Source organism: Polaromonas sp. (assembly GCF_016185115.1).
Taxonomy (GTDB): domain Bacteria; phylum Pseudomonadota; class Gammaproteobacteria; order Burkholderiales; family Burkholderiaceae_C; genus Polaromonas.
On record NZ_JACPOF010000020.1, the window covers coordinates 489,785 to 507,121 of the forward strand.

A 17,337-nucleotide genomic window follows, 5' to 3' on the forward strand; every position below is an offset into this window, starting at 1 on the left:
AGCCCGCCATGCTGTTGATCACATCACGTGCCAATTTTGCCGCGCCCGTCCTGCTGGCTCAGGCCGCAGGCGCGACCGGTGAGACCTTGAACCAGCGCACCGCACCACCCTTGGTGTGCAGCACGGTGAACTGCAGGCCGGAGAGCGCATAGTGCTCACCGCGCTTGGGCACATGGCCCATCTCGTGCGCGACCAGGCCGCCTATGGTGTCGAAGTCGCTTTCCATCAGGCTGACGCCGAAGGCTTCGCTGACCCGCTCTATCGATGTGTCGCCGCTGACGCGGTAGGTACGGTCAGAAAGGCCGAAGATGTCGCCCTCGTCTTCGGCGATGTCGAACTCGTCTTCAATCTCGCCGACGATCTGCTCCAGCACGTCTTCAATCGTGATGAGGCCGGCGACGCGGCCAAATTCGTCGATGACGATGGCCAGGTGGTTGCGGTTGCCACGGAATTCACGCAGCAGGTCGTTGAGGCCCTTGCTTTCGGGCACAAACACCGCCGGGCGCAGCAGGGCCTTGATGTTGAGTTCCGGTGCGCGCTGCAGCTTGAGCAGATCCTTGGCCATCAGGATGCCGAGGATGTTTTCCTTTTCGCCCTCATAGACGGGGAAGCGCGAGTGGGCGGTGTCGATGACGAGGTGCAGAAGTTCGTCAAACGGTGCATCGATGTTGATGAGGTCCATGCGCGGGGCGGCGACCATCACGTCACCGGCCGTCATGTCGGCCATGCGGATGACGCCTTCAAGCATCTCGCGGCTCTGGGCGCCTATGACTTCGTTGTCCTGGGCTTCCACCAGGGTTTCGATCAGTTCGTCTTTCGAGTCCGGACCGGGGTGGAGCATTTCAGCCAGCTTCTGCAGGAAGCCGCGCTTGTCTTCATGCTTTGAAGACCTACTGGGGGGAATATCGGACACGGGCGGTGTTCGGTAGTTAGGGAAAGGCTAGTGTAGTGTCTTGAGATGACAGCTGCGGGGGCGATTCCGGCAGGCTCGGAATCCGGGTTCAAGGTCTGAACGCAGCGAGGACTTCGCAAGCAGGGGCCGCGGAACCGGCTCAGCCGGGCCGCAGGCGCAGCGCCCCCCTCGGGGGGCAGCTGGTTATTGGGGTCAGACGCCAATTTCGCTGAGGTGCCTTGCACCGCATTCTCCGGACAAGCCAAAGGCTTGGCGAATTTGGACTCTGACCCCAAAAACCAGCGTGGGGGCTCTATTCAGGGACTTGAGCGTTCCCTGGAATCGCGCACGCCGCTCCTGACCTCTTGCACCATGGCCAGCAAATCCCAGAACTGCTTGGCCTGCACCTTGAGGCGGTAGTCGGTCTGGGCGATCTGTTCTTCGACCATCTCGGTCACGCGTGAGTCCATGTCGGCGGGCGGGAGCTTGAGGTAGGCCTCGCTCTCGGAGCCGTCGCGCTCAATGATGGCGCCGGCCTTGCGGGCGATGTTGAGCATGGCGGTGTTTTCGCTCAGCGCGTGGATGAACATCATGTCCACCCCTTCATTGCGGGCATGCATCACGGCGCGGTCAAACAGGCGTGCGCCATAGCCCCGACCACGCGCACGCGCCAACACGGAGACGCCGAACTCGGCGCAGCTTTTGAGGTTGGGATCGGTTGAGAAAGCCAGATGCGCCATGGCAATGAGCTCAAGGCGGCGGTTGTAGATGCCGAAGATCTCATCACGCTCGAAATCCAGCCCGCTGACATAACGGCGAATCTGCTCGTCGTTGGCGGCATAGCCAAAGCGCAGGTAACGGTCATGCGCATCAAGCGACAGCAAATGCGCGGCGATGCGTTCGCCGTGGCTGGGGCCGATGGAGCGGATAGGCACCATCACCGGGGCATCGCCCGGGCGGGGACGGGTGATGACACGGTCGCGCTCAGGCGTCTCCACCGGCGGGCGGAAAAATTCCCTGCTGGCGTGGAAAGAGGCTTTAAGAAAGGCACCGGGTGTGACCATGCGTCGAATATAAGGGTTATCCCTAGTTTTTTACAGCCAGGGGCTTTTGGCTGCCAGCAGCGGTTGCGCACAACTCCACACCCAAAGACACAGTCGAGAATCAATATACACAACGTTTTATTGCTACATAAAATATAGCAATCGGCTTTTTTCGAGCATGGGAGGCGTTACCAATTGGCATCAAAACCGGGAGCCCCGCCTAAATCTCTTCCATCTTGGCCCCGGCTGCGGCGCCTGACAATCCCTTTTTGCCCGGCCGTGGTCGTGGATTCGTCTGCACTGGCGTTCGGATTTGCTACTAAATTAATAGCTGCTCACGCACGTATTTATTGACCTGGAGGCCGATTTGATGCCTAAAAATGGCCTTTTGAAGAGCTTTTTTTGCTGTTTTCGTCGCTGAGCGCGTCATCAAAGTCATTTTTTAACGTACACGTTAAATTTTTAACATATACAGCAAAATGATGGCTAGACGGGCACTGCCGTCGTCGCCTTGACCCGGTCCAGCACAAAACTGGTCTTGCAATCCTGCACGCTGGGGTGCTTGAGCAGGGTGTCCATCACAAAGCGGCTGTAGTGGGCCATGTCCTCCACCACCACGCGCAGAAAGTAGTCCATTTCGCCAGTCAGGGCAGCGCACTCGACCACCTCGGGCCAGGCCTGCACACTGGCGCGGAAGAGGTCCATGGGATTGCGTTTGTGGCTTTCGGTGTGCTTTTCAAGCCGCACATTGAGGTAAGCGGTCAGGCCCAGGCCCACCTTTTCGGGTTTGACCAGAGCGACGTACCGGTCAATCACGCCGCTTTCTTCCAGCCGCTTCACGCGGCGCAACACGGCGCTGGGCGACAGGCTGACCTGTTCGGCCAGCTGGTCATAGGTGGCGCGGCCATCAGCCTGCAAACTGCGCAAAATCTGCCTGTCAAGCTTGTCGAGTGTTTCCATTCTTAATATTTTGCAGGATTCCTGCATATTCACCAAGCCTGCGCCTGAATACGCAGAAAAACTGATGGTCGTCGCTTCTAAAGTCTATAAATACCTTTTGGAGACAGACATGAACGCACCCGAATCCCTCTCGTTTGAAACCGGCCAGGCTTGGGACAACCCCATGGGCACCGCAGGCTTTGAATTTATCGAATACGCGGCACCGGACCCAAAAGCCATGGGCGAAGTCTTCAAGCAGATGGGTTTCACGCCAATTGCGCGGCATCGCCACAAGGACGTGACGCTGTACCGCCAGGGCGGCATCAACTTCATCATCAATGCCGAACCTGACTCGTTCGCCCAGCGATTTGCGCGCCAGCACGGTCCCAGCGTCTGCGCAATCGCCTTTCGCGTGCAGGACGCCAAGGCAGCCTACGAACGCGCCATCTCCCTGGGTGCATGGGGTTACGCTGATACCGCCGGCCCGGGCGAGCTGAACATTCCGGCCATCAAGGGCATTGGCGACTCCATCATTTATTTCATCGACCAGTGGCGCGGCAAGAACGGCGCACAGCCGGGCGATATCGGCAACATCGGTTTTTACGATGTCGACTTCAAGCCCCTGCCCGGCGTGACGGCGGACGCACTGAACCCGGTCGGCAACGGCCTGACCTACATAGACCACCTGACGCACAACGTGCACCGCGGCCGCATGGACGAGTGGGCTGGTTTTTACGAGCGCCTGTTCAACTTCCGCGAGATCCGCTATTTCGACATTGAAGGCCAGGTCACCGGCGTCAAGAGCAAGGCCATGACCAGCCCCTGCGGCAAGATCCGCATCCCCATCAACGAGGAAGGCAATGAAAAAGCCGGCCAGATCCAGGAGTACCTGGACAGATACCACGGAGAGGGCATACAGCACATCGCCATGGGCAGCAACGATTTGCTGAAGACGGTAGACCAGATGCGCGCCAACGGTGTCACGCTGCTGGACACCATAGACACCTATTACGAGCTCATCGACAAGCGCATTCCCGGCCATGGCGAGGATGTCGCCGCGCTGCAAAAACGCAAGGTGCTGGTCGATGGCAAAAAAGGCGCGCTGCTGCTGCAGATCTTCAGCGAGAACCAGTTGGGCCCGATCTTCTTTGAATTCATACAGCGCAAAGGCGATGACGGGTTTGGTGAAGGCAATTTCAAGGCGTTGTTTGAAAGCATAGAGCTAGACCAGATGCGCCGCGGCGTCCTGGCCAAATGACCTCCGACAAAAGGCTCATGGCGTCGTTGCACACGCTTGCCGTAGCGTTGCTACTGTCTGCGCGTGCGCGCCTCGCCCTGAACCTTTTTCGAAGGTCTGGCGAAAGGGTTTCATATGGCAGTTAAACCTGCGGTTTACGGGAACAGCGAGCGCCCACCGCGAGGTGACTATTCACGCGGAGGCGAGGTAGCAGCCGACTACACCTGCCCACAAAACTACGCCGCATACACAGCCGCAGATCACGACACCTACAGCCGCCTGTATAAACGCCAGTCAGCGCTGCTGCCTGGCCTGGCGTGTGACGAGTTCATCGCTGCGCTGCCATCACTGGGTGTGTCAGAACGCATTCCGCGTTTTGAAGACATCAACAACAAGCTGTTCAAGGCCACGGGCTGGGAAGTGGTGGCGGTGCCGGGGCTGATTCCGGAAGTGCCCTTCTTCACCCTGCTGGCCAACCGCAAGTTCCCGGTGACGGACTGGATACGCAAGCCTGAAGAGTTCGACTACATCGTAGAGCCAGACATCTTTCACGACCTGTTCGGCCATGTGCCACTGTTGTTCGACCCGGTGTTTGCCGACCACATGCAGGCCTATGGCGCAGGCGGGCTGAAGGCGCACCGGCTGGGCGCCTGCGAGCAGTTGTCGCGCCTTTACTGGTACACGATTGAATTTGGCCTCATGCGCCAGCGCGGCGAGATCAGGGCTTATGGCGCGGGCATTTTGAGTTCAGCGGGCGAGCTGGCTTACGCTGTCAAAAACGCAGAGCCGCAACGCATCATGCTGGATGTGCTGCGCGCCATGCGCACGCGCTACAAGATAGACAGCTACCAGCAAACCTACTTCGTGATTGACAGCTTCCAGCAGCTGTTTGACATGACGGCGCCTGACTTTACGCCGCTGTACCAGCAGCTTCGCCGCATGAAAGAACTTGCTGCAGATGAGTCCCTGCCTGAAGACGCACCTGCAGGCACAAGCGCCTGAACCGGACTACAGCCAGTTGTCGAGAACGGCGCGCGTCTTGTCCCAGTAGGCGCGCAGCCGATCCAGCTCCTGCACGGCATTGACCGGGACAATGCCGTTCTTGGCATGCCCCTCCAGACCCATGGCCACCGACTGCATGGCCACCGCGCCGACATTGCCGGCTGCACCCACCATGGCATGGCTGGCCCATGACAGCGCCTGTGCATCGTCAGCCCTGATGGCATCACCAATCGCATCGAGCTTGGCGACTGCGTCGGTCCTGAACAGTGCGAGGACTTCGCGCGTCATGGTGAGCTCCTCGTCGTCAAACTCCTTGAATTGCGCCAGCCGCTCGAAATCCATGAGGGCAGGTTCAACGTCGCTGCCGGGACTCTCGGGCTGGGGAGCCGTCTCAACCGCGCTGACCATTGAGCCAACACCCGGCTGGTCCATCCAGCGCTCCAATGCCTGCGTGAGTGAGGCCACATAGAGCGGCTTGGTCAGGTAGTCGTTCATGCCCGCTTCCATGCAGCGGCCACGGTCTTCAGACGACGCACCAGCTGTCAGGCCTATGACCGAGGGAGATGCCTCACCCAGCAGGGACTGGATCTCCTGTGTGGCCTGCAGGCCGTTCATGCGCGGCATGTTCACATCCATCAGCACCGTACCGAATTGCCGCCCGGCCGCATGGGCCCGGGCGACAGCCTCAACTGCCTCCTGGCCATCCAGCGCCGTCTCCGAGGGGTATCCGAGACGCTGCAGCATCGCGCACGCCACCTTGAGGTTGACGGCGTTGTCATCAACCACCAGCACGGTGCTTTTTACTGCTACTGCCTCACTTGCAGCGGCAGGAGCCTCTGCCGCGGTTTTGATACCGCCCTGGGTGGCGATGCAGCGAGCCATGGTGTCAAAGAGCTGCTTTTGCCTCGTTGGTTTGAGCAGGCGCGCAGCAAACAGCTGGGCCGCTTCGTGGCCCGGTGGCATGAAGCCGGATGTCAGCAGCACCAGCGGTACGCCCGCCCAGGCAGGCCGCGCCTTGAGGGTTTCAGCCAGCGTGACGCCATCCATCTCTGGCATGTGCATGTCGGTGATGATCACATCGGGCAAACGCCCTTCACCCTGCGCGATCGCCATCAGCTGCAGGGCTTTTTCGCCCGACTCGGCACCGCTGACGCGCATGCCCCACAGTTCCAGCTGGCGGGTCAGTACACGGATATTGGTTTCGTGATCGTCCACCACCAGTGCGTGGCGCCCCTGCAGTATGGTGGCATCAACCGCGCCCAGCATGGGCGGCAACTGCGCCAGCGGCGCCTCGACAGTGAACCAGAACGAAGATCCCTTGCCCTGCACGCTGTCAACACCGATCTGCCCACCCATCAGTTCCACCAGGCGCTTGCAGATCGCAAGGCCCAGGCCGGTGCCGCCGTACTTGCGGGTGGTGGATGTATCGACCTGCACAAAGGCTTCAAACAGCGCACCAACGCGGTCTGCGGGAATGCCGATACCGGTGTCGTTGACGCGGAATTCCAGTGATGCGTAGCCTGGCCGACTAGCAGGCGAAGACTCCAGCCGCCGCACGTGAACCGACACCTCGCCTTTTTCGGTGAACTTGATGGCGTTGTTGATCAGGTTGATCAGCACCTGGCGCAGGCGCGTGATGTCGCCCAGCACTGCATCAGGCACGGCAGGCTGGCCGTTAATGGCCGTCTCGGGCACATCGATGATGAGTTCCAGGCCCTTCTCTCTCGCGCGCGAGGCGGCGATGTCGCAGGCTTCCTCGACGGCGCTGCGCGGGCTCAGGGGCTCGGATTCAAGCTCCAGCTTGCCGGATTCGATCTTGGAAAAATCAAGAATGTCATTGATCACACCCAGCAACTGGTCGCTCGACAGCCGTATGGTCTGCAGGTAATCCGCCTGCTCTTCATCCAGCCGCGTCTCGGCCAGCAGTGTGCTCATGCCCAGCACACCATTGAGCGGCGTGCGTATCTCGTGGCTCATGGTCGCAAGGAAGGAGGCCTTGGCCCTGGCCGCCTGCAGGGCCTCTTCACGCGAAGCTTCAAGCTGCTCGGTGCGTTGGGCAACGCGGGTTTCGAGTTGCTGGTTGGCCTCTTCAATCGCCTCGGTCTTGGCCTGCACTTCACGGCGATAGCTTTCAAGCTGTTCTGCGCTGTCATGCAGCACATGCGAAAGGTCACGCACTTCCGCGATCCAGGTGGTTTTGTCGATATCAGGAACTTCTCCGGCGCCTATGCGTTGCGCGGCCTCGCCCAGCAGCGCCAGCCGGCGCCCCAGGCGCTGCGCCACAAACAGCGCAAGCAGTCCGCCCAGCAGCAGCACAGCGGCAATCACACCCATGGAAAACAAGAGCGCGCGGTGCGTGGCGGCCGTAAAGTCACTCTCGGGCGCCGCGACCACAAGCGTCCAGCGCAGGCCCAGCTCATCACCAAAGGGCCTGCGCACGGCGATCAATGCATCGCCGCCATCCATGGGCAGGCGGTCAAGGGACACGGAACGGTCTACAAAGCCTTCAGCCATCACGGCGTCAGGGGACTTTTTGCGCAGGCCTTCACGCAGCGCCAGGTAGCTCGTGCGAATGACCGCATTGCGGCTGTCGTCGGGCCGTACGCGCTCAGGGTTGCCAGCCTGTTCCCTGTAAAGCGCATCACCGGCCGACGTTGCGACCAGCAGGCCGCGCTCGTCCACCAGGTAGGCCGCGCCGTGGGAGCTGATGCGCTGCGTGCGCAAAAAATCTGCGAGCCGCTGCAGGTGCAGGTCTGTGGCAAATACGCCGGCGGCTCCTGAAAAATCGTCGTAAATCGGCTGGGACAGCGTGATCACCAGCTGCTTTTGTGTGGCAGAGATATAAGCAGGTGAAAACACCCGGCCGCCGGCACGAAGAGCCTCCTGGTACCACGCACGCGTACGGGGTTCGTAGCTGCCGGGTTCATCGGGCAGTGGCACGGAACGGTCCCCTGGCTGGCTCGCAAGAAAGAACTTCCGGGGATTGACCGCGCTACCGCCAACCTCCCGCACACTGACCTCTGCACCACGCGCGGTCTGCTCAACTCCAAAAAAATTACCCTTGACAGTGGCCAGGTAGAGAAAAGGTACAGCGGGGGCCTGACGGGTCAAGGCGAAGGCCATGGGTTCAAACAGCGCCGGCCTTTCAAGCCACGTTCTAGCCTGGCGGATCTGCTGGGCATTCAGCACAGGCGGAAACAGCCCGTTCATGATGACGTGGGCCTGCTGCAGGTGGTTCTCTGTCTCAGTCTGCACCCTGAGTGCGACACTGCCCATCACCTGGTTGGCCAATTCACCGACAGCCTGCGTGCTGCCACGCGCCAGCAGCCAGGTCACCACCGCTGCCGGCAGCAATGCAAACAGCAACAGGCTGACCACCAGAATGCTGCGAAGTGAGAATGAAGGCCGGCGGCTCTGCCTGGGCTGCGGATTCAGCATTGTGCGACTCTGCTGATGCGTCAGGTAGCGAGCGCGAGCAGTTCCGCCGCATCCATTGGCATGCTGCGGCCGGGCAGGCTTACCAGGGCCCGCCCGCCAGTGCGCACAGCGCCCGTGACGCCGCGCAGCATGGGAACGCTTGCGATGATGGTCCAGCCCATGCGGGCTGCCTGTTTTTGGAGCAGCAGGGTCAGGTTCACGGCGTCACCCACGGGTAAAAGCCTGGTCTCACCATGCAACGGGTCCTGCAGTTTGGCCAGCGTCACCGGGCCGCTGTGCAGGGCAACACTGACCGTGAACGGCGGTAAATGGCGATGCGGGAAATTGCCTTCAAGATATTTGTGTACGCGTCTGCCTGCATCGACCAGCCCGAGTGCGGCACGCGCAGCACGCAGCCCATGGTTGACAGACAGGGTATCTGCGCTGTCCACAAAAACAGCCAGCAAGGCCTCACCGACAAACTGCATATGCCTTGCACCGAAGAGGTGGACGGTGTCTCCGGCATTGTTGTAGAACCGCCTGACGGTATCGCTCAGTTCCTCCGTCGTCATTGCCTCGGCCAGGGCTGCGTAAGTCAGCACATCCACAAACAGCAGCGTGGCGCTTTCAAATTTTTCATCTGCACTTTCGCCGTCTCCCGACGGCCACTTTTCGCTGAGTTCCGCCGCCAGCTTGCGCTCGTAGAGCCGGGCGAGCTGATGCCGCTGCTCTTCGAGCGCCCAGGTCACGGCAGAGTCAACCGCGTTGGCGGTTGCAGCGGCGCGCATCTCTCGCCGGTTGAGCTGCGCAGAGGCGGCCTCGCGCAACTCGCCAGGCCGGAAAGGCTTGGTGATGTAGTCATCTGCGCCGCTGGTCATGCCTATGCGCATATGGGCACGCTCCTGCAGGGAGGTCAGCAGGATGACGGGGATCTCGGCGATGGCGGCATCGGCACGCAGTGCCTGCAGCATGGCAAAACCATCCATCACGGGCATCTGGATGTCGCTGATCACCAGGTCGGGTTTGTGCTCGCGCACCAGCGACAGTCCGTCAGCGCCGTTATCGGACGACAGGACGTCGTAACCGTCTTTTTTAAGGACCGAGGCCACCAGCATGCGGGTGGCCGCGTCGTCCTCCATCAGCACTATCAGCGGCATGTTGGGGTATATGTTCCGTAAAAGTCGCAAGCTTACACAAGTTGCCAGCCAGCAGGTTCAGTTCTCCTTCCCGTCAAGCAGTGCCAGCGTCCCTGCCATCACCTCGGGCAGAAATGCCATCTGCACGTGCGCGGCACCACGAACAAGCCGGTTGTCGGCGCCGGGCAGCGTCGCGGTTGATGTGGGAAACACAATGTTGTCGGTGTTGGAGTACCAGCAGGTGAAACGGGTATGGCGCTCCGGATGCATGCCGTGGTCCAGTTGCCCCAGCCAGTCCGACCGCAAGCGCATCTGCAGCCCGTTGTGCCCGTGGCCGAAGCGGGCCAGCCAGGTCCCACTGTGCGGCGTGCCTATGGTCACAACGTGCCGCACCCGCGCCTCACTGCTGTGCGCCTTGAGCCAGGCCCGTGCGGCCAGGCCGCCCATGCTGTGGCAGACCAGCATTGGCGGCACGCCGGTGGCCTCCGTCACCTGCCGCACGGCCACATCGATCTGGGGCGCATAGTCGTCAATCGAGCCGAATATGGGCTCCAGGCTGACCGCAGCGAACACGCGGCCCTGGGCCTGAAGGCGCTCAAGCCAGGGCGTCCACAGCCCCCGGTTGCAGAAAAACCCATGGATGAAGACCACGCCTGGTTGCCCACACATGGAACTTGAGGCGACAAGGTTGTCGCGTACGGCAAAGGTGCGAAAGGGCTGGCGCCAGCAGAACACGCGAGGTGCGGTGAGCGTTTCGCCCAGCCATGCCGATGCCAGCTCTGCCCAGGTCGCCTGTGGCGCGGGGTCGCTCTTGTTGATGAAGTGCAGCAATAAGAACTCAAGCGCCAGGAAAACCGCGTAGCCGAGCACCATCACCAGAAAACCCGCGACAGCCAGCAGCGGCGAATTGTCAAACCAGTAAAACAGCCAGCCCAAAGCGAGGGCAGCCAGGGACAGCGTGATGAATCTTTGTAGATTGGCCAGCATGAAAATTTACAGACGCACGCCCGATGCGCACGGAGCATAAAACTATAGATCAGCCCAGCGTAACATCCTGCCCCGTCAGGCGTTTGGCCAGACCCTGCGCCAGCCGGTTGACGGCACCATAGACTGAAAGCTGGGGATTGGCGCCTATGCTGGTCGGGAAGATAGACCCGTCGTGCACGGAGAGATTGTCTATCTGCCAGTGCACGCCGTCGGGGCGCACCACACCCTGGCGCTCGGTGGCCGCCAGGCCGCAGCCGCCCATCACGTGCGCACTGACAACCTTGGTCAGCATGGGTTTCATGGGCAGGGCGTTGACCGCATCACGTGCCTCATTCCATGTCGTGTAAGAGCGAGCCATCTCATGCAGGGGCAACACCTGCCTGGCGCCTGCCGCAAACTGTATTTCCATCATGGACAGCAAAGCCCTGCGACCGCCCTCCATCACAAAATCGGTCAACGGGTAGTCCAGCACTGCAGACCCGTCACCCCGCAACTTCACCTTCCCGCCAGGTGCCTCATCATGAAAGCCATCGCGCAGCAGCGCCAGCAGGGTGTGGTTGTGCGGGAACGATTTAAGGAGATCATGCTGCCCCTGGCCCATGCCCGGAACAGTGGAGGCAAAAATGACAGGATGCAGCGGTGGAGCTTCCAGCTTGTAGCCTATGGGTCCATCCACCGGCTGGGTTTCCAGGAAGTGATCGGTGTAGACCGATTGGGGTGCGCCGTTCCAGGCCTCCACTTTTTGATCGAATATGGCGGACGACATCACCACGGGGTGCAGGAATGTCCTCTCACCCAAACGGCCGTGCGGGTCAGGCGCACCGGAGCGCAGCAACACCCCCGGCGAGTTGATGGCGCCCCCGGCCAGCACAAAATGTTTTGCCTTGATCCTGATGGTCTGCGCAGCAGAACTACCTGACTTGCCTGCTGTCAGTGGCTTGCAGATCAGCGAAATTACGCGGCCATTTGACAGTTCAAAACGCTGCGCGCTGGTTTCGGTCAGAAGCTGAGCGCCCTGGTCAAGTGCAGCCGGAATGGTGGTCACCAGCATGGACTGCTTGGCATTGGTCGGGCACCCCAGGCCGCAGGAGCCGAGGTTCCAGCAGGCCTTGACGTTGCGCGAAATGGCTGATGATGCGATGCCCAGCTTTGCCGCACCACGCCGCAATAGGTCGTTGTTTTCATTGGGCGTGACCAGCCATGGCTGTATGTTCAGGCGACGCTCGGCCTGCGCGAAATAGGGGGCAAGGCTTTCAACACTGTAGTCCTTGAGTCCATACTTTTCCTGCCAGAACTTCAGCGTGGCGGCCGGCGTACGGAAGGAACTGGTCCAGTTGACGGTGGTGGAACCACCCACACAGCGGCCCTGCAGGATGTTGATGGCCTTGTCCGCAGTCTTGCGTGCAGCGCTTTCCTGGTAGAGCGATGGATAGGCTTCCGATTCTTTCTGGTTGAAGTCACTGCTGCTCTTGAGTGGGCCTTCCTCGACCAGCACGACCTTCAGACCTGCTTTTGCCAGAAGTTCGGCGGTGACACCCGCGCCCGCACCTGTGCCGATGATGGCAACGTCGCAAGTGATGTTGTCGGGCGCGGCAGGCAGCGGGCCGCCGTATACCTTCCAGCCGCGCTTGATGCCGTCCTTGATCGGGTCCTGCAATTGGCTCATGTTCTCAGGCGCATCAGATCTTGGTGGGGCCGGGATAGCCGAGCAAAGCCCAACTGGCTGGCTCCGAGAAATAGGCGCCGGCCGTGATGTCATGCAATGCAGCATAGGCTTGTTGCCGCAAGGCCAGCGATGAGAGCCGCATGCCCTGCAGGGCCGCCTGCACCTCCGCCACACTCGCGTCAGCCCAGGGCGTACCCAGGCCAGCCAGTGCCCGGCGTCCGGCGGCACTTGCAAGTACCGACAACAGCTGGGACAACTCGTCCTGCGCGTGCGAAGGCAATGCGCTTACCAGTACATCAATGCGCGCCAGCAGACCTGCAATTGCCGCCTTCCGCGCGACCAGCTCTGAAGGCAGCGTTTTGTCGAGGACTGCAGAGCTGACGGCGGAAAACACCTTACGGCCGGATGCACTGAGAAGGCCTTGCGTCAGGCCCGGCTGGATCAAGGCGGCTGTACCACCTGCAATCAGAAGGACGGCGCTGGCGGTAATGCCCAGCTTGAGGAGGGTTCTTCTCTGCATGATTTGAGTTTCGCACGGGGCCGACCGGTTTCTATAGACCTTCATACCTAGATAAACTCGGGGTTTGTATGGACTCAACGGCCACCCGGATTCACGAAGCCCTGCAGGCAGTTGCATTGCTTCGTGCGCAGCATGTCGCTGATGCGGAATTGTTGCGGGCAAGCGCGTCTATCAAGCGGTTTCAGGCCAGGCGTTTTCGCGCAACCTATGCTGACGTTCTGGTCAACTCCCGCTACAAAACGGCAGCTGCTTTTTTTCTGCACGAGCTCTACAGCGACAAGGACTATGCGGAGCGTGACCAGCAATTCGCACGCATCGCAAATACCATTGCAAAGCTGTTTCCCCAGGCAGTGGTCAATACGGCTTTGGCTCTGGTGGAAGTGCATGCGCTCACCGAAAAGCTTGATGACCTGATGGCCAGGCAGTGGCTTGCATCGTTGGACGCCTTGCCAGAGCTCGATGAAATCGCGCGCTACATTGCCTGCTGGCGGCAGGTAGGTGACATTCGGGCGCGGCACAAGCAGCTTGAGGTGGTGCTGCTGCTTGGCAAGGAATTGAACCGCCTGACACGAATGCCGGGCCTGCGCACCCTGCTCAAAATGATGCGGCATCCTGCGTCTGTTGCAGGGCTGAGCTCGCTGCAGGGGTTTCTTGAAGCGGGGTTTGATGCATTCGCCGGCATGCGCGGCGCGGATGATTTTCTCCAGCTCATCGAACAGCGCGAAACGGAATGGCTCACAACGCTTTTTGCAGACGACACTGTCACCTGCGAGACCAAATTGGGCAATTTGCTCGACTCAAGCCCGCCATCCTGAAGGTTCATCAGGGCAAGCCCCATACAGTTTCCAGTGCATGAACTCCACAATGCCCTGAAGGAGTTTTGTATGAACAGGCATTGGCTCAAGAGTTACCCCGAAGGCGTCGCGCACGACATTGACCCCGAGAAGTTCCAGTCCCTCAACCAGATGCTGGAGGAATCTTTCAAGAAGAACGCCGCCAAGCCATTTTCGGTCTGCATGGACCGCTGGATGTCCTACGGACAGCTCGATGAGTTGTCATCAGCACTTGGGGCCTGGCTGCAGAGTCTCGGACTTGAACCGGGTTCACGGGTCGCGATCATGTTGCCCAACATCCCGCAGTTCGCCGTAACCATGTCCGCGATACTTCGCGCGGGTTACACCTGCGTCAACGTCAATCCGCTCTACACGGCACGCGAACTGGAGCATCAGCTCAAGGACTCGGGCGCGACGTCCATTGTGATTCTTGAAAACTTTGCATCTACGCTGGCCGAGGTCATTGAGCGCACGCCCGTCAGGAACGTGGTGATGACGTCCATGGGCGACCTTCTTGGGTTCTGGTATGGCCACTGGATTACTTTTGCCGTGCGCCACCTGGCCAAACTCGTGCCTGCATACAGGCTCCCACTGGGCGATGGCCGTGTCGTGACGGCATTTAATACAGCGATCAGCGAAGGTTCACGCATGGCGCTCAAGCCTGCCCGCACCACTCTTGATTCGATTGCCTTCCTGCAATACACGGGGGGTACTACGGGGCTGTCGAAGGGCGCCGTACTGACGCACCGCAACATTGTTGCTGCGGTATTGCAGGCTGAGGAATGGTTCACGCCCGCACTCAAGCGGATAGGCGACGTCAGCAACACCAACAATATTGCTGCACTGCCGCTGTATCACATCTTTGCGCTGACGCTGTGCCTGCTCAATATGCGCTGGGGGGCGCACCTGACACTGATTCCTAACCCGCGCGAGTTCGGCAAGTTCATTGAAGTGCTCAAGAAACGTCCCTTTCACATGTTGCCGGCGGTCAACACGCTGTTCAATGCGTTGCTGCAACATCCACAGTTCAAGACCATTGATTTTTCAAGCCTGTGCGTCTCGCAGGCCGGCGGCATGGCGGCATCGGAAGGTACCGCCAGACATTGGGCACAGGCCACCGGAAGCACCATGATCGAGGGCTGGGGCATGAGTGAAACCTGCGCGATCGGCACGAACAACCCGGTGACCAACAAACAGTTCACAGGAAACATCGGCCTGCCCTTACCCGGAATTGACATCGCGATCAAGGACGATGAAGGCAATTCACTGCCTGTTGGTGCATCCGGCGAGATCTGCATCAAGGGCCCGCAGGTCATGACTGGTTACTACAGGCAGCCCGAGGAAAATTTAAAAGCATTCACTCCAGATGGTTTCATGCGTACGGGTGACATCGGCATCATGGACGAGGCCGGATACACCAAAATCATCGATCGCAAAAAGGACATGATCATCGTGTCTGGCTTTAATGTGTTTCCCAACGAGCTTGAAAACATCATTTCACTCTGCCCGGGTGTTGTTGAATGCGCAGCTGTCGGCGTTGCAGACCAGAGTCAGGGCGAGGCGATCAAGATTTTTATTGTCAAAAATGACCCCACCCTGACCGAAGATGACGTGAACGCTTATTGCAAGCAGCATTTCACCGGCTACAAGAGGCCCAAATACATTGAGTTTCGCGACGATTTACCTAAAACAAATGTTGGAAAGATCCTGCGGCGCGAGTTGCGCACCTCGGCCTGACTCTCATACGGGCGTCTTTTCCTGAAATTGTGATGAATTCGCTGAATTTTCCGGCCGGCATGCATGTGTTTGAGCGTGGCTGGCTCTCCTCAAACAATATTTTGTTTACAAACGGGGATCAAACCCTGTTGGTAGACAGCGGCTACGACGCCCATTCTTCGCAGACGGTTACACTGGTGGAGTCTGTTTTAGGTCAACAGCCCCTCGACATCCTGGTCAACACACATTTGCACAGTGATCACTGTGGCGGAAATTCTGCACTTCAGGATCGCTACCCGAATCTGCAGACATTAATACCACCCGGCCAGGCAGCCCATGTCGACAGTTGGGATCCGATCGCTCTGACTTATCAACCCACCGGCCAGAACTGCCGACAATTTTCATTCACCAGCACCCTGAAGCCGGGTACTGAAATGAATTTCGGCTCGTCAAGTTGGCAAATCCATTCTGCACCTGGGCATGATCCAAACTCCCTGATTTTTTTTGAACCCTTGAAGAGGCTTTTGATATCGGCAGATGCACTTTGGGAAAACGGTTTTGGTGTTGTGTTTCCGGAGCTTGAGGGTGAAAGAGCTTTCGATGAAGTGGGCGCAACACTCGATCTTATTGGACAGCTCGATCCGCTGATGGTTATTCCGGGCCATGGTTCGGTGTTTAATTACAGCGCTGGCGTTCTGGAAACTGCGCGTCGCCGGCTTGATTCGTTTGTCGGCAACCCAATAAAGCACGCTCGCCACGCATCAAAGGTGCTTCTCAAATTCAAACTGCTTGAAACCCAGCATCAATCCTTCGATGAATTTGCAATCTGGGCGACGGAGACACCCTACCTCATGCAGATCAGGCAGCGGTTTTTCGCATCGATTCCGATGGATGTCTGGATAGAGCAACTTTGCGATGAGTTGTGCAAAGCGGGAGTCGCGACGCGCGATGATGTTTACATCGACAACCTGTGATCATTCGAGGTCGTTGCCATGCAGGCTCATGACTTGCGAACTCCTCTCAAACCCAGGAGCCTGAATCAGTAGTTTTCCGATCAGTGCGAACCGCTCGAAATACGCTCCCGGCGTAACTGCCATGGATCTGTAACAGGTAAGTGATGGAGTAGAAATACAAAAGCCCGCAAGAAGAAAATTCCTGCGGGCTTTTTCCACGTCTATGGCCCCGACATCTGAGCCGGTCAAAAACGAAGACACAAAAGAAAACGCCCAGTCGATCAAAAATCAACTGGGCGTTCCTTGCTGTAAGAGCCTGACGATGTCCTACTTTCACACGGGAATCCGCACTATCATCGGCGCTAAGTCGTTTCACTGTCCTGTTCGGGATGGGAAGGAGTGGTACCAACTTGCTATGGTCATCAGGCATAACTGGTTGATAGATTGTCCAAAGAACAATCCATCGAATTCATAGAGTAAATCAGCTTTTATCAGTAACGCACATCTCGCTGGAGATGCGTCTTTTTGAATGCGTCAACTTGGCATAACAACCCTGACTAATCTTTTAAGACTGCCAAAGTTATAGGGTCAAGCCGCACGAGCAATTAGTATCAGTTAGCTTAACGCATTACTGCGCTTCCACACCTGACCTATCAACGTCCTGGTCTTGAACGACTCTTTAGGGGGCTCAAGGCCCCGGCAGATCTAATCTTGAAACGAGTTTCCCGCTTAGATGCTTTCAGCGGTTATCTCTTCCGAACTTAGCTACCCGGCAATGCCACTGGCGTGACAACCGGTACACCAGAGGTTCGTCCACTCCGGTCCTCTCGTACTAGGAGCAGGCTTCCTCAAATCTGCAGCGCCCACGGAAGATAGGGACCAAACTGTCTCACGACGTTTTAAACCCAGCTCACGTACCTCTTTAAATGGCGAACAGCCATACCCTTGGGACCGGCTACAGCCCCAGGATGAGATGAGCCGACATCGAGGTGCCAA

Annotated in this window: 13 protein-coding genes and 2 rRNA genes; 5 read left to right on the forward strand and 10 right to left on the reverse strand. The window is 58.9% G+C overall.

Features of this window, described 5'->3' with window-relative positions:
- Positions 1-58 precede the first annotated feature (58 nt).
- The 3 genes from HYX42_RS15330 to HYX42_RS15340 all read right to left on the reverse strand — a co-directional run bounded on the left by HYX42_RS15330 (position 59) and on the right by HYX42_RS15340 (position 2,895).
- The gene (locus HYX42_RS15330) at positions 59-913 is read right to left on the reverse strand and encodes a transporter associated domain-containing protein (RefSeq protein ID WP_293404518.1); all 855 of its coding nucleotides are present in this window, start codon (positions 911-913) and stop codon (positions 59-61) included.
- 296 nt (positions 914-1,209) lie between these two features.
- On the reverse strand, positions 1,210-1,956 hold the full coding sequence (locus HYX42_RS15335; protein ID WP_293404520.1) for a GNAT family N-acetyltransferase: 747 nt from the start codon (positions 1,954-1,956) through the stop codon (positions 1,210-1,212).
- A gap of 465 nt (positions 1,957-2,421) precedes the next feature.
- The gene (locus HYX42_RS15340; RefSeq protein ID WP_293404522.1) at positions 2,422-2,895 is read right to left on the reverse strand and encodes an Lrp/AsnC family transcriptional regulator; all 474 of its coding nucleotides are present in this window, start codon (positions 2,893-2,895) and stop codon (positions 2,422-2,424) included.
- A gap of 109 nt (positions 2,896-3,004) precedes the next feature.
- On the opposite strand from HYX42_RS15340, the gene hppD reads away from it, so the two are divergent.
- Entirely contained in the window at positions 3,005-4,132 is a 1,128-nt protein-coding gene (gene hppD, locus HYX42_RS15345; RefSeq protein WP_293404525.1) for a 4-hydroxyphenylpyruvate dioxygenase, read from the forward strand.
- 114 nt (positions 4,133-4,246) lie between these two features.
- Positions 4,247-5,113 carry a phenylalanine 4-monooxygenase gene (gene phhA, locus HYX42_RS15350; protein WP_293404527.1) on the forward strand — a complete coding sequence of 289 codons (867 nt, stop codon included), beginning with the start codon at positions 4,247-4,249 and terminating at the stop codon, positions 5,111-5,113.
- 6 nt (positions 5,114-5,119) lie between these two features.
- Here the strand turns inward: phhA and HYX42_RS15355 are convergent, their stop codons facing one another.
- From HYX42_RS15355 to HYX42_RS15375, 5 genes are read right to left on the reverse strand one after another with little or no spacing between them, the layout of a single operon-like run.
- Positions 5,120-8,551 carry a response regulator gene (locus tag HYX42_RS15355; RefSeq protein ID WP_293404528.1) on the reverse strand — a complete coding sequence of 1,144 codons (3,432 nt, stop codon included), beginning with the start codon at positions 8,549-8,551 and terminating at the stop codon, positions 5,120-5,122.
- A gap of 20 nt (positions 8,552-8,571) precedes the next feature.
- Positions 8,572-9,687 carry a response regulator gene (locus HYX42_RS15360; protein WP_293404529.1) on the reverse strand — a complete coding sequence of 372 codons (1,116 nt, stop codon included), beginning with the start codon at positions 9,685-9,687 and terminating at the stop codon, positions 8,572-8,574.
- A 57-nt stretch (positions 9,688-9,744) separates the two neighbouring features.
- Positions 9,745-10,653, reverse strand: coding sequence for an alpha/beta fold hydrolase (locus tag HYX42_RS15365; protein ID WP_293404531.1), 909 nt, complete (start codon positions 10,651-10,653; stop codon positions 9,745-9,747).
- A 49-nt stretch (positions 10,654-10,702) separates the two neighbouring features.
- Positions 10,703-12,319: a GMC family oxidoreductase gene (locus tag HYX42_RS15370; protein ID WP_293404532.1), complete on the reverse strand. Its 1,617-nt coding sequence runs from the start codon at positions 12,317-12,319 to the stop codon at positions 10,703-10,705.
- Between the two features lie 13 nt (positions 12,320-12,332).
- On the reverse strand, positions 12,333-12,839 hold the full coding sequence (locus tag HYX42_RS15375) for a hypothetical protein (protein ID WP_293404533.1): 507 nt from the start codon (positions 12,837-12,839) through the stop codon (positions 12,333-12,335).
- A gap of 68 nt (positions 12,840-12,907) precedes the next feature.
- Between HYX42_RS15375 and HYX42_RS15380 the strand changes: the two genes are divergently transcribed.
- The 3 genes from HYX42_RS15380 (at position 12,908) to HYX42_RS15390 (ending at position 16,362) form a co-directional block, all read left to right on the forward strand.
- Entirely contained in the window at positions 12,908-13,654 is a 747-nt protein-coding gene (locus tag HYX42_RS15380) for a hypothetical protein (RefSeq protein WP_293404534.1), read from the forward strand.
- A 69-nt stretch (positions 13,655-13,723) separates the two neighbouring features.
- Positions 13,724-15,409 (forward strand): AMP-binding protein, encoded by a 1,686-nt coding sequence (locus tag HYX42_RS15385; protein WP_293404535.1) that lies wholly within the window; start codon positions 13,724-13,726, stop codon positions 15,407-15,409.
- A gap of 32 nt (positions 15,410-15,441) precedes the next feature.
- The gene (locus HYX42_RS15390; RefSeq protein ID WP_293404536.1) at positions 15,442-16,362 is read left to right on the forward strand and encodes an MBL fold metallo-hydrolase; all 921 of its coding nucleotides are present in this window, start codon (positions 15,442-15,444) and stop codon (positions 16,360-16,362) included.
- A 293-nt stretch (positions 16,363-16,655) separates the two neighbouring features.
- Here the strand turns inward: HYX42_RS15390 and rrf are convergent.
- Positions 16,656-16,768 (reverse strand): 5S ribosomal RNA (rrf, locus tag HYX42_RS15395).
- A 157-nt stretch (positions 16,769-16,925) separates the two neighbouring features.
- Positions 16,926-17,337 (reverse strand): 23S ribosomal RNA (locus HYX42_RS15400); the annotation flags it as partial.

What these genes read in the sequence shown, in the direction of transcription:
- HYX42_RS15370 (WP_293404532.1), bottom strand. Translation starts at nt 12,319, where the DNA reads ATGAGCCAATTGCAGGACCCGATCAAGGACGGCATCAAGCGCGGCTGG.
- phhA (WP_293404527.1), top strand. Translation starts at nt 4,247, where the DNA reads ATGGCAGTTAAACCTGCGGTTTACGGGAACAGCGAGCGCCCACCGCGA.
- HYX42_RS15375 (WP_293404533.1), bottom strand. Translation starts at nt 12,839, where the DNA reads ATGCAGAGAAGAACCCTCCTCAAGCTGGGCATTACCGCCAGCGCCGTC.
- HYX42_RS15390 (WP_293404536.1), top strand. Translation starts at nt 15,442, where the DNA reads ATGAATTCGCTGAATTTTCCGGCCGGCATGCATGTGTTTGAGCGTGGC.
- HYX42_RS15340 (WP_293404522.1), bottom strand. Translation starts at nt 2,895, where the DNA reads ATGGAAACACTCGACAAGCTTGACAGGCAGATTTTGCGCAGTTTGCAG.
- HYX42_RS15380 (WP_293404534.1), top strand. Translation starts at nt 12,908, where the DNA reads ATGGACTCAACGGCCACCCGGATTCACGAAGCCCTGCAGGCAGTTGCA.
- hppD (WP_293404525.1), top strand. Translation starts at nt 3,005, where the DNA reads ATGAACGCACCCGAATCCCTCTCGTTTGAAACCGGCCAGGCTTGGGAC.
- HYX42_RS15365 (WP_293404531.1), bottom strand. Translation starts at nt 10,653, where the DNA reads ATGCTGGCCAATCTACAAAGATTCATCACGCTGTCCCTGGCTGCCCTC.
- HYX42_RS15385 (WP_293404535.1), top strand. Translation starts at nt 13,724, where the DNA reads ATGAACAGGCATTGGCTCAAGAGTTACCCCGAAGGCGTCGCGCACGAC.
- HYX42_RS15360 (WP_293404529.1), bottom strand. Translation starts at nt 9,687, where the DNA reads ATGCCGCTGATAGTGCTGATGGAGGACGACGCGGCCACCCGCATGCTG.
- HYX42_RS15355 (WP_293404528.1), bottom strand. Translation starts at nt 8,551, where the DNA reads ATGCTGAATCCGCAGCCCAGGCAGAGCCGCCGGCCTTCATTCTCACTT.
- HYX42_RS15335 (WP_293404520.1), bottom strand. Translation starts at nt 1,956, where the DNA reads ATGGTCACACCCGGTGCCTTTCTTAAAGCCTCTTTCCACGCCAGCAGG.